Consider the following 12,603-nt stretch of genomic DNA (forward strand, 5'->3'; position numbering starts at 1 on the left):
GCCCATGTCCAATCAAGTTCCCACCTTAGAAAAACTAAAAAGCCTTGTTCAAAAGGAACAAAGGCTTTTTGTGTTCTTAATATTTCCCCAACTCACGAAGACTCGTATGATTTTCCTGAATGCGTCGGAACATTTTTTCCATATCTGACTTGGTAAAATGCACCAAAACGGGACGTCCGTGTGGACAGTTGTAGGGGTTATCACATTGAGAAAGCTGATAAAGGAGCTGTCTGGCTGAATGGTCATCGATACGGTGATTGGCCTTGATCGACCGCTTGCAGGACATCATGATAGCCAGCTCTGCTCGGTATTTCTTGATCGAAACTTCTTTAGTTAAGAGGAGCATATCGCACATCTCATAGATACCAGATTCGATTTCCTCTTCGGCCATCCAAATAGGATGTTCACGCAGGATAAATTGATTTTCTCCATACTCTGCTAGAAAAACACCTACTTCCTCTAGGAGAGGCATTCTTTCTCTAAGACGAAGGGCATCATCCGCAGGAAATTCAAAGATGTAGGGCACTAAGAGTTGCTGCTGACTCTGGTCAACATTGCCGATGCTTTCACGGTATTCCTCGTACTTAACCCGCTCCTGAGCTGCATGCTGGTCAATGATATAGAGTCCATCTCGCCCCTGGGCAAAGAGATAAGTCCCGTGCATCTGTCCGAAAAATTCCAATTCTGGAAAGCTTGATGATTCTTCTCGCTCCAGCTTATCATAGGCTTTATCGAGACTAGCAAGGTCCAACTCTGGATGGTCTAGTTGGTCATAGCTAGCTGGCTTTCTCTCTGCAAAATGCAGTTTTGCAGGCTTGGTCAACTGGTCCAAGGTTTCCTTGGCAAACAGGGTTAAATCCTGTCTTTCTTCAGTCAAGCCTACTTGATGGTCTGAAACCTCAACTTGAGTCGGTCTTGTTACTTCTGTTTGTTCATAGTAAAGCGTATTTTCTTTGAGTGGGAGAATGGTCTGCTCTACCTTTTGACGATTACGAACGGTCGACTTGGCAAGATTTTCTAAAGCATCAGGTATCAAGGCTTGTTCCTTGAGACTATTTGAAATAGCCTCTGAAAGCAGCGCCATCAGTTCTCTTTCCTTAGAAATCCGCACTTCTTGCTTGGTCGGATGCACATTGACATCTGCCAAATAAGGATCAATATGGATGTGAATGACAGCCAGTGGAAAACGCCCTACCATGAGCTTGCTTCCATAACCGTCAAGAATAGCACGGTTGAGTAGAAAGTTCTTGATATAACGGCCATTGATGAAGAGGCTGATATAGTTGCGATTTGCTCGGGTTAACTCAGGCAGAGACACAAAACCTGTAATTTCGAAATCTAAGTCAGAGTTCTCAATTTCAATCATCTTCTTAGCACTCACCAAACCGTAAATCCCTGCGATGGCTTGACGCAGTTGACCAGTCCCTGCTGTCCGCGTCATTTCCTTGCCATCACTGATTAAACTAAAAGAAATCTCGGGATGAGCCAATCCCAGACGGTTGACAATATCAATGATATGAGACAGCTCAGCTTGCTGGCTCTTCATATACTTGAGGCGGGCAGGTGTGTTGAAAAAGAGGTCCTCCGCACAAACCTTGGTCCCCACAGGACTAGTCGCTGGAATGACTTCCTCAACTTCACCCCCACGCGCAACGAGCTTAGTCCCATGACTCGCACCATCCACCGCTGTCAACAGAGTCAGCACACTGACAGAAGCGATAGAAGGCAGGGCTTCACCACGAAAACCGAGTGTCCGAATCCGAAAGAGGTCTGCTTGATTTTTTATCTTACTGGTCGCATGTCGACGCAGGGCCAACTCCACCTCATCGTGGGCAATTCCATGACCATTATCTGTGATTTGAATCTTCTTAAGACCAGCTTCCTCAATCTCAATGATAATCTGACTTGAGCCCGCGTCAATGGCATTTTCTACCAACTCTTTGACCACACTGGCAGGACGTTCAATAACCTCTCCTGCTGCGATCTGGTTTGCCAGCACCTCTGGCAATTCAATAATTTGAGACATCTTTCAGCCCCTTTCTGTATCTATTTTCCTAGAAATTGATTAGTGCTATTATACCATATTTCAGATACTATCAGAAAAAGCAAATACCACATAGACTCCAAATCTGTCCACATAGGCAAAAGCTCTTGCTAGGGGTCGTAAAATAGTGTTTAATAAAGGTGTACAGGAAGTGATCACAACCTTGTATAACTGAAAAGGAGGGAAATTTATGAAAGTAGAACTACAGATTAAGGAGACTTACGAGGAGGAAAAGCTGATTATCCAAGCACCTCAGCCGACCGAAAAAGTCCAAAAAGTCATCGAGTTCGCAGAAAATCTTGACCAAAAAGAAACAATCAAAGGAAAGATTGATGATCAGGTCTATCTAGTTAAGATTGGTAAGATACAACGCTTCTATATCGAGAATCGGAAGGTTCTAGCAGAAACTGCATCTCAGACCTATACCATTGATTTTCGGCTCTATCAAGTGCTTGACATTCTGCCGACCACTTTTATCCAAATTTCCCAATCTGAAATCGTTAATATTGACGCTATCTCTCATCTCAAACTAACCCCCAACGGCCTGGTCGAAATCTTTCTCAAAAACGAAAGCTTCACCTACTCTTCACGCCGTTACCTAAAAACCATCAAGGAGAAATTAGAACTATGAAAAAACAAATCTTTCACGATGCAGCCGCTGGTGTACTTATCGGCCTCATCCTCTCTATCCTCTTTTCACTCATTTATGCACCAAATACCTATGCCCCACTAAGCCCCGAGTCTCTTATCGGCCAAGCGATGGCTCAACATCAGGTTCACGGTGCTCTAGTCTTGCTCTACTGTATGGTCATCTGGTCAGCTATCGGTGTTCTCTTTAGCTTTGGCAGTCGTTTATTCAGCCGTGACTGGAGCTTGCTCCGTGCCACACTTTCCCATTTCTTCCTCATGCTGGCTGGCTTTGTTCCACTAGCAACTCTGGCTGGTTGGTTCCCCTTCCACTGGACCTTCTATCTCCAGCTTATTCCAGAGTTTGCGATTGTCTACCTCATCATCTGGACTATTCTCTATAAAAGAGAAGCTAAAAAAGTAGACCACATCAATCAACTCTTGGCCCATAAAAAGTAATAGAGAAAATCCCACTCACAAAAATGTGAGTGGGATTTTTTTATAACTTTTGTTTGAGCTCGACCAAGACATTCATAGCCTGCATCGGTGTCATATTGTATACATCCAGTTTAGCTAATTCTGCTAGGATAGGATGCTCTGCAGGCGCGTCAAAGAGTGACATCTGTTCAGTAACAGCGCTTGTTTGTCTCATGGGAGCAGGACTTTCCGTCCCTTGATTCTCCAGTTGAGTCAATATCTTATCCGCCCTTGCTAAAAGTTCTGCTGGCAAGCCAGCAATCTTAGCAACGTGGATACCATAGGATTTGTCAGCTGGTCCTGGTTCGATCTTGTGAAGGAAGGTGACCTGTCCATCCTGTTCTAAGGTTGCCACGTGGACATTGACCAAGTGTTCCAAGCTGGACTCCAGACTGGTCAACTCATGGTAGTGGGTCGCAAAGAGAGTTTTGGCTCCGATATGTTCATGGATGTATTCGATGATGGATTGGGCCAGAGCCATTCCGTCATAAGTTGCAGTTCCGCGTCCCAATTCATCAAAGAGAATCAAGGAATCCTTGGTCGCATGCGAAATGGCATTGTTGGCCTCCATCATCTCCACCATAAAGGTTGATTGACCTGAAACCAAGTCATCTGCTGCTCCGATACGGGTAAAGATAGTATCGAAGATAGGCAAATGGGCGCTTTCTGCCGGCACATAAGAACCCAGCTGGGCCATAACCGCAGTCATGGCTAACTGGCGCATGTATGTTGATTTCCCACTCATGTTGGGCCCTGTAATTAGCTGAATACTCGTATCTTCTGCCATCTGGATACTATTTGGAATATAGGTCTGAGCTCCCATGACCTTTTCGACGACAGCATGGCGCCCTTTCTGGATATCAATTTGTGAATCGTCTCCAAACTCAGGTCGGATCAAATGCTGGGTTTCAGCCACAACTGCTAGACTTTGCAAGACATCAACCGTTGCAATTCCTTGGGCTAGAGCCTGCAAACGCTGGATGTACTTGCTGACTTCCTCACGGATACGCATAAAGATTTCATATTCTAGGTTGGCTGACTTCTCGCGCGCCTCCAGCATATCTCCCTCGATACGGGCTAATTCCTCGGTACCAAAGCGTTCCGAATTTTTCAACGTCGCCTTGCGGAAAAAGTGGGCTGGCACATTTCCCAGTTGCGAATTAGTCACATGGAAATAGTAGCCATCCTTTTTATTGTAGTCAATCTTAAGCGTGCTGATACCAGAGTTTTCTCGCTCCTTAGCCTCAATCTCAGCAATCCAACTGGTCCCTTCTCTGAGCACTCGACGGTATTTATCCAAGGTTTCATCAAATCCAGTCCGGATAATACCACCTTCCGTAATCACGTGAGGAGCTTCAGGAGCAATCGCAGCACTAATCAAGCTCTCCAACTCCGGAATGGCATCCAGCTGTGCGATGAGATAGGCTAGAGCAGGCTGCTCCATGCCTTCTAAAATCGCTCGAATCCGTGGCACACTAGATAAGGTAGTCGCCAGTTGCAAGAGATCCTTTGGATTGGTCTTGCCAAAAGAAACCCGACTAGCCAAACGTTCGATGTCATAAACACCCTTGAGACTGTCTGTCAAATCACTACGCTCAAAGAAGTGGTCAAGAAAGACCTGCACCACCTCTTGACGTTGGACGATTCGTTCCTTATCAATCAAGGGACGATGGATCCAAGAGCGCAAGAGCCGCATGCCCATAGCTGTTTTGGTTTCATCCAAAAGCCAGAAAAGACTCCCCTGCTTCTTGCCTGAACGGGCATTCTCAACCAAATCCAGACTAGCCTTGGTCGCATAATCCATCTGCAAGAAATCTTTAATTTCATAGTGGATAACTGGTTTGAGATGGTTCAATTCTCGCATCTGGGTACGGTGAACATACTGGAGGAGCTTACTAGCTGCCGCTTGCTCCACAGCTGCCAGTCGTGGATCCAGTAAATGAATATCCTCAAAGCCTTCCTTCTCATAAGAAAGCACCAGATTCATCTGACGGCTGAGGATTTGTTCTTCTTCCTCAGACAAGTCATAACCCAGCACCACTTCTCGAGCCTTGAGATTACGGATTTCCCCACAAACCAACGTGAAATCTAATAGACCTGTCACATAAAAGTCACCCGTCACCAAATCCATATAAGCCAGACCAAATTGATTGCCATCACAATCTAAGGAAACCAAGAAATTATTCTGACTATCCGGCTTACTGCTATCAACGACCGTTCCAGGTGTGATGACCTGGACCACCTCTCGCTTGACAACACCAACTGCTTGTTTGGGATCTTCCATCTGCTCGGCTATGGCTACCTTATAGCCCTGCTCAATCAGAACATCGATATACTGCTGGGCAGAATGATAGGGGACACCCGCCATGGGTATCGGATTTTCTGCATTTTTATTCCGACTTGTTAAGGAAATTTCTAAAATCTGCGCTGCATTAATTGCATCTTCATAGAACAACTCGTAAAAATCACCCATTCGAAAAAGCAAAAAAGCATCTGGGTATTGTTTCTTAATATCCACATACTGTTGCATGCCGGGTGATAGCTTTTCTGTTGCCATTTTCCGTCTCTCCTTGCTAAAAATAAGTCTTGAGAGCAACTCCCAAGACCTTATTTATCTTTCATCAAATCTAGCAAACGATCTTCCATCAGCTTGGCAACGTGCTGGTCTCGACAAATAACCAATAAGGTATTAGCACCAGCAACCGTTCCTAAAATCCATTCATCCTTGTTTGCATCTACAATGTTTGCTAAGACTGCAGCTTCCCCAAGTTTGGTATGAAGTACCAAGGTGAACTCTGCTCTTGCAACACCTTCTAAATGATGAGACAAAAACTCAACTAAATCAATCTTATCTGTCTCATTTGCTAGTACATAATACACCATATCATTTTTCTTAACCTTGGTCAAGCCGATTTCACGCAAATCACGTGACAAAGTCGTTTGTGTCACATAAACATTACGAGCTTCTAAACGATCTTGAATCTCTTTTTGTGTCCCAAGTTTTTCTTCGGTGATCATCTTTTTAATCAACTGATGCCGTTCTCTTTTTCTCATATTATCCTCTTAAGTGAATATTTATAACAAGTTTTACATTTATTTTATAACTACATTATACCAAAAAAACTAGATAATTCAAAAAAATTCTTTTCTTTCTCAAAAAATGTAGTAAATTGTGTTAAAATAGTAAAAAAGCCCAAAAGGAGCCCTTATGAATACAAAAGAATTGATTGCTAGCGAGTTGGCTAGCGTCATTGATAGCCTGGACCAAGAGGCTATTTTAAATTTACTGGAAACACCTAAAAACTCAGAAATGGGAGATATCGCCTTCCCTGCCTTTTCTCTAGCAAAGGTCGAGCGTAAAGCTCCTCAAATGATTGCAGCAGATATTGCTGAAAAAATCAATAGTCAAGCCTTTGAAAAGGTTGTTGCTACTGGACCTTACGTCAACTTTTTCCTTGATAAATCGGCTATTTCGGCTCAGGTATTACAGGATGTTATCACTGAAAAAGAGCACTATGCTGACCAAACCATTGGCAAGCAAGAAAATATCGTTATCGATATGTCTAGTCCCAATATCGCAAAACCATTCTCTATTGGGCACTTGCGTTCAACAGTTATCGGAGATAGCTTATCACATATTTTTCAAAAAATCGGTTATCAAACGGTCAAGGTCAACCACCTAGGAGACTGGGGCAAACAGTTTGGAATGTTGATCGTTGCCTACAAGAAATGGGGAAATGAGGAAGCCGTTAAAGCGCATCCAATCGATGAACTTCTTAAACTCTACGTTCGCATCAATGCTGAAGCTGAAAAAGACCCTAGCTTGGATGAAGAAGCACGCGAATGGTTCCGCAAACTGGAAAATGGAGATGAGGAAGCCCTCGCTCTCTGGCAATGGTTCCGTGATGAAAGTTTAGTGGAATTCAACCGCCTTTACAATGAATTACAAGTTGAATTTGACAGCTACAACGGAGAAGCCTTCTACAACGATAAGATGGATGCTGTTGTAGATATTCTCGCTGAAAAAGGACTTCTTGTTGAGTCAGAGGGAGCCCAAGTTGTCAATCTTGAGAAATATGGAATTGAACACCCAGCCCTTATCAAAAAATCTGATGGTGCAACTCTCTATATCACACGAGACTTGGCTGCAGCCCTTTACCGTAAAAAGGAATACCAATTTGCAAAATCCATCTATGTTGTTGGTCAAGAGCAATCTGCCCACTTCAAACAACTCAAGGCAGTACTACAAGAGATGGGCTACGATTGGAGCCAAGACATTGTCCATGTTCCGTTTGGATTGGTAACAAAAGAAGGGAAAAAACTCTCTACCCGTAAAGGAAATGTCATCTTGCTAGAACCGACTATCGCTGAGGCTGTTAGTCGTGCCAAGGCCCAAATCGAGGCGAAAAATCCTGAGTTAGAAAATAAAGACCAGGCTGCCCACGCTGTTGGAGTTGGGGCTATCAAGTTCTATGATCTTAAGACCGACCGTACAAATGGATATGACTTCGACCTTGAAGCTATGGTATCCTTTGAAGGGGAAACTGGACCTTACGTTCAATACGCCTACGCTCGTATCCAATCTATCTTGCGCAAAGCCGATTTCAAGCCAGATACAGTTGGCAACTACAGCCTGAATGATGCTGAAAGCTGGGAAATCATAAAACTACTCCAAGACTTTCCACGTATTATCAATCGTGCAGCAGATAACTTTGAACCTTCTATCATTGCGAAATTTGCGATTAGTCTGGCTCAAGCCTTTAACAAATATTATGCACATACACGTATCCTAGATGAAAGTCCTGAGCGCGACAGTCGTCTAGCACTCAGCTACGCAACCGCAGTGGTCCTCAAAGAAGCCCTTCGTTTGCTCGGAGTAGAAGCGCCAGAGAAGATGTAAATCGCCAAAGTTACTTGATTGCAAAGCAATCTAAGTAACTAACGCCAAATCCTATTCGGACTTTGGCTAGGCGCTTCACTAGTAAAGAAACATAAATATTGTCGATTTATGTTTCTTTACGTCGTAACCAGTACGAGTTGCCCAAACGCTTTACTAATTCACCAGACCAAATAATATCGATTTGGTTAGGCTCATGTCGTAATCTTTTAAATTACTTGAAAGCAATCTGAAAGATTGAGGCAAAATAACATTTATATTGTGTTCGGCATTGTAGCATTTCAATGAAACAATTTATTCACTTTTACTATTTCTTTATCACACTGGGAGATTCCTTATGAGCCAATATGCTTATATCCTCGTTGTACTTAGCTTGGTTTTCCTTTTTCTGCTCAATAAGTACGAGAAGGAAAGACTTCAAAGACTCTACCAAGAGCAACTTTTGAAGGACGAGACATTTAGGTCTGACATCAAAGAGAAAATTCACACGACTGAAAATATCAATGATGTCATTGCACATATCAATAAAACTTACCGTCTGGGAATGTTGCTCTCAAAAGACGTCACAGATCAATTGAAATAATCAAAATCCGAGAAGCTTTCTTCTCGGATTTTTTAGGCTTACCATATTCTCCTTGGAGAAATTTCATTAATGCATGTAAAGTTTTCTGTAATTTTCTATATTTTTTCAAAATGGTCTTGCATTTCCTTTAAGATTTTTGTAGAATAGTAGCTATCTATTCAGATTATTCTGAAAATTCAAAAATAGGAGTGTTTATTATGTCACAAGTTACGTTATCAAACCAGTCAACCTGGGCAAGCAAACTAAAGGCAATGGGGCCAGGAATCCTAATGGCTTCTGCTGCCGTTGGAGGTTCTCACATTGTATCCTCTACTCAAGCTGGTGGTTCTTATGGGTGGTCACTACTCCTCTTGGTTATCTTGGCCAATGTTTTTAAATATCCATTTTTCCGTTTTGGTGCCGAATATACTGCCGACACTGGTAAAACCTTGGTAGAAGGCTATGCTGAAAAAGGAAAAATCTATCTCTGGATTTTCTTTGTCCTCAATGTCTTCTCTGCTATGGTTAATACAGCTGGAGTCGCTATCCTTTGCTCAGCCATCATCGCTAGCGCCTTCCCAATGATTGGACTTAGCATCACTCAGTGGTCCCTTATCCTTGTTGCAGTCATTTGGGCCATGCTACTCTTTGGTGGCTACAAACTATTAGATGGTATGGCAAAATGGATCATGTCTGCTTTGACCATTGCAACTGTTCTTGCAGTTATCATTGCAGCAATTAAACATCCAGAATACAGCTCTGATTTTGTCGAAAAGACACCTTGGCAAATGGCGGCACTCCCTTTTATCGTTTCCCTCTTAGGATGGATGCCTGCCCCTATTGAAATTTCAGCCGTCAATTCACTCTGGTCTGCTGAAAAGAAAAAGACCGTCAACTTTAATACAGCGGACGCCCTTTTCGACTTTAACGTTGGTTACATTGGAACTGCTATCCTAGCTGTATTCTTCGTGGCACTAGGAGCACTGATTCAGTATCCTACAGGACAAGCAGTTGAAGCAGCTTCAGCCAAGTACATTTCTCAATTTGTGGGTATGTATGCCTCTGTTCTTGGAGAATGGTCCCGTTATTTGATCACCTTTATCGCCTTTCTCTGTATCTTTGGAACGGTCATCACCGTTATCGATGGCTACTCTCGTGTCAATCAGGAATCGCTGCGACTCTTGATTCGTCAAAAAGAGGATTCTCGCAAATCTTTGAACATCTGGATGACCATTACCGCTATCATTGGTATCGTAATTATTAAATTCTTTGCTGGTCAAGTTTCCACCATGCTTCGCTTTGCCATGATCGGTTCTTTCCTGACAACACCATTCTTCGCTCTTTTGAACTATGTATTGGTGACACGTGAGAATAAAAATCTTCCTTCTTGGCTAAAACTCCTCGCTATCGCAGGATTGATTTTCCTCTTTGGCTTCGCTATCTTCTTTATCTATGCACTTGCCATCGGAAAAGCAGGATAGTTTATAAAATGGCACCCTGACAGGGTGCTTTTTGCATACTCAAAAGCAGTTGAAAATCTCAACTGCCCCTCAGTACTACTTTATTTTTCTGTCTCTAACTCATACAAGTCTGCAATGATTGCTGCGACTTTTTTAATATCTCCCAGCATGCCTCTCATTTCAAAATCTGCTAGAACGGGGAAACCAAAACGCTGGCTGTACTGCTTGGCTGTTAGGCAGTATTGATTGTTAAAATTGCGATTACCAGATCCCACTACCCCAAAACACTTACTAGCATTGTCTCCATAAGCGATAAAGTCGCCCACTGGAGTCGTTAGAATCTCAACATCGCCGTTATCGACACCATTTCCACCTTCCAGATAGGTCGGCAAGAAAGCGACATAGGGATGTTCCATTTCAAAGAATTCTTGGCCTTCCTTGACCAAATCCTTGATATGGATTTTTTGGACCTCAATTCCCTCATACTGAGACAAGAGATAGTCCTTGAGTCGGGTTACAAAACTCTCTGTATTCCCACTCAGACTGATATACACTAGGGATATTTTTTTCATGTTGACCTCGATTTTTTGTTTACGATTTAAAAAGAACTAACAAGATTGTAACTTGATAGTCCTTTTTTGTCAATACTTAGGCAACTTCTTCTGCTTCGACTTCTTCGGCCAAATCTTTTTGTTGGCGCCACATCTTGTAAAAGACTAAGGCTAAAAAGAGAACATTGATAATGATGAACAAAATATTCGTTCCTTGTGCAAATGCTCCCATTCCTAGGCCGAGGGTAGAATCTTTGATTAATTGAACCGCATCTTGAACATTCATATAGCTATAAACCAAACCAACAATCGCTAGTAGAACATAGCCAATATAAGCATAGTTTGCGAATTGCACATTTTTACGTACTAGAAATACAAAGGCTACTACAACTAAAATTGCAGATAAAACAATCAACAACGTATTAAAAATAGAGTGCGATGACGCTGTTACTTGGTAAGTATAGTTGACTGTGTCTTCTAATTGCTGAGCAGTAAGCGTCCCGCTATTCGCCAGGCTAGCACGAAGCACATCTTTACTTGGCAATGGACTCAAGATTCCAAATAATGACATAGATGAAATGAGGGCTGATAAGACTAACAAAACCCAAAGATAAATAGGATTCTTTTTCATGTTTTCCTCCAAAAGATATTTTGAACATTATAGCATTTTTTGTACAGGAATACAACTTTTACAAGCTAGTTTCAACTTGTTTCCGATAAGCTTTCGGTGATTTTCCGCACAATTTACGGAAAACCTTATAGAAATATCCAACATTACTATAGCCAACTGCATAGCAAATATCTTCGATGCTATCACTGGTCGACAGTAAGAGTTGCTGCGCTGCCTTAATTCTCTGTTTATTGAGCAATTCCGCAAAGGTTGAGTTGGTTTCCCTCTTGATCAGCTGACCGAGATAGACAGGATTGATAAAGAGATCCTTGCTAATATCCTTAAGTGAGAGCTCTTTCTGATAATCACGCCCAATCACCTCCAGAACGCTCACCACATTTTCATTCATGCGATACTGGCCAAAGAACTTGGTCAAGGTTTCTTTGATATAGGCAACCAATTCTTCAAAGGTGTTAATGGCATGGATAGCTTTGACAATCTCGGTCATATCATCTGCTTTTAGGTGTTCAAACAAATGAAAGACATCCATGACAAACTGGGTAAAGAGCTGCTTCGTGATAGCCACGCGCGGGGTATTCTCCAAGACGACCTTCTCTAGCAAGGTTAATTCTTCGATGATTTGATTGATATTCCCTTGGATAATCACCCGATAAATCGGCTCGTAATAGGCAAACAAACTCTCGGATTTTTCTAGATTAACTGAACCGTAGAAGAGGGCTTTTTCAGCGTTGATCTTCCAATTCTCAAAGGACTGCTGGTAGGGTGCTTCAAATGGTGTCACGACGATGCCATCGAGCGGTTGATCAGAGATGAAAATCTGCCAGTCTTGCCCCAAAACATAGTAAGGAATGGTAAAAGAACCCTGCTTTTCCTTGGATAGACCAATCCACCAGCTGTCTTTACCTGACAGGTAGTTCGTAAATCCTGTCTCATCCAATTCTTGACTGAGGGTCTGACTTTGTTCCACCTTTTCCTGAAGCTGCTGCGCAATTTTTTCTAATAAATTGCCCAACTCCACCTTGTCTACTGGCTTGACCAGATAATCCACGACACTAAGGTTCATGGCTTTTTTAACGTACTCAAACTCCTGATAACCAGACAGCAAGATATAATAGGTATCTGGAAGTAGCTCTTTCATTTCCCTAATCATCTCAAGTCCGGTCTTATCTGGCATGTTGACATCGGAAATGACCACATCTACTGGATTTTTCTTAACATAGTCCAAAGCATCATCTGCGTGATTAGCTGTTGCGACGACTTGCATATCCCATTTTTCAAAGGGGATTAATCGCTTGAGCCCCTCTGTCACCATGTACTCATCGTCTACTAATAAAACTTTATACATTTCTACCCT

At 42.5% G+C, this 12,603-nt stretch carries 11 protein-coding genes; 5 read left to right on the plus strand and 6 right to left on the minus strand.

The window, feature by feature from the left end; all coding sequences use genetic code 11:
* Positions 1 to 76 precede the first annotated feature (76 nt).
* Entirely contained in the window at positions 77 to 2,026 is a 1,950-nt protein-coding gene (mutL, locus tag GMD3S_RS0204655) for a DNA mismatch repair endonuclease MutL (RefSeq protein WP_000078275.1), read from the minus strand.
* A 208-nt stretch (positions 2,027 to 2,234) separates the two neighbouring features.
* On the opposite strand from mutL, the gene GMD3S_RS0204660 reads away from it, so the two are divergent.
* Together GMD3S_RS0204660 and GMD3S_RS0204665 are read left to right on the plus strand one after the other, a co-directional pair.
* Positions 2,235 to 2,675 carry a LytTR family DNA-binding domain-containing protein gene (locus GMD3S_RS0204660; protein WP_000861939.1) on the plus strand — a complete coding sequence of 147 codons (441 nt, stop codon included), beginning with the start codon at positions 2,235 to 2,237 and terminating at the stop codon, positions 2,673 to 2,675.
* A complete protein-coding gene (locus GMD3S_RS0204665) occupies positions 2,672 to 3,130 on the plus strand; it encodes a DUF3021 domain-containing protein (protein ID WP_000743970.1) in 459 nt (152 codons plus the stop codon). The genes GMD3S_RS0204660 and GMD3S_RS0204665 overlap by 4 nt, the downstream gene beginning before the upstream one ends.
* A gap of 40 nt (positions 3,131 to 3,170) precedes the next feature.
* Here GMD3S_RS0204665 and mutS read toward each other — a convergent pair whose 3' ends face one another.
* Together mutS and argR are read right to left on the minus strand one after the other, a co-directional pair.
* Positions 3,171 to 5,705 (minus strand): DNA mismatch repair protein MutS, encoded by a 2,535-nt coding sequence (mutS, locus tag GMD3S_RS0204670; protein ID WP_000179928.1) that lies wholly within the window; start codon positions 5,703 to 5,705, stop codon positions 3,171 to 3,173.
* A 50-nt stretch (positions 5,706 to 5,755) separates the two neighbouring features.
* On the minus strand, positions 5,756 to 6,202 hold the full coding sequence (argR, locus tag GMD3S_RS0204675) for an arginine repressor (protein ID WP_001231483.1): 447 nt from the start codon (positions 6,200 to 6,202) through the stop codon (positions 5,756 to 5,758).
* Between the two features lie 154 nt (positions 6,203 to 6,356).
* Here argR and argS point away from each other — a divergent pair, with 154 nt between their 5' ends.
* From argS to GMD3S_RS0204690, 3 genes are all read left to right on the plus strand, one after another.
* Positions 6,357 to 8,048: an arginine--tRNA ligase gene (gene argS, locus GMD3S_RS0204680; RefSeq protein WP_001092718.1), complete on the plus strand. Its 1,692-nt coding sequence runs from the start codon at positions 6,357 to 6,359 to the stop codon at positions 8,046 to 8,048.
* Between the two features lie 334 nt (positions 8,049 to 8,382).
* Complete coding sequence (locus GMD3S_RS0204685) at positions 8,383 to 8,628, plus strand: hypothetical protein (RefSeq protein WP_000084866.1); 246 nt, start codon at positions 8,383 to 8,385, stop codon at positions 8,626 to 8,628.
* A 197-nt stretch (positions 8,629 to 8,825) separates the two neighbouring features.
* Positions 8,826 to 10,088: an NRAMP family divalent metal transporter gene (locus tag GMD3S_RS0204690; RefSeq protein ID WP_000084703.1), complete on the plus strand. Its 1,263-nt coding sequence runs from the start codon at positions 8,826 to 8,828 to the stop codon at positions 10,086 to 10,088.
* An 80-nt stretch (positions 10,089 to 10,168) separates the two neighbouring features.
* Here GMD3S_RS0204690 and nrdI read toward each other — a convergent pair whose 3' ends face one another.
* The 3 genes from nrdI to GMD3S_RS0204705 form a co-directional block, all read right to left on the minus strand.
* Entirely contained in the window at positions 10,169 to 10,639 is a 471-nt protein-coding gene (nrdI, locus tag GMD3S_RS0204695) for a class Ib ribonucleoside-diphosphate reductase assembly flavoprotein NrdI (protein WP_000724244.1), read from the minus strand.
* Positions 10,640 to 10,715: 76 nt separating this feature from the next.
* On the minus strand, positions 10,716 to 11,249 hold the full coding sequence (locus GMD3S_RS0204700) for an ABC transporter permease (protein WP_000740038.1): 534 nt from the start codon (positions 11,247 to 11,249) through the stop codon (positions 10,716 to 10,718).
* 58 nt (positions 11,250 to 11,307) lie between these two features.
* Positions 11,308 to 12,594: a response regulator transcription factor gene (locus GMD3S_RS0204705; RefSeq protein WP_000278921.1), complete on the minus strand. Its 1,287-nt coding sequence runs from the start codon at positions 12,592 to 12,594 to the stop codon at positions 11,308 to 11,310.
* Positions 12,595 to 12,603 lie beyond the last annotated feature (9 nt).

Source organism: Streptococcus sp. GMD3S (genome assembly GCF_000298695.2).
Lineage (GTDB): Bacteria > Bacillota > Bacilli > Lactobacillales > Streptococcaceae > Streptococcus.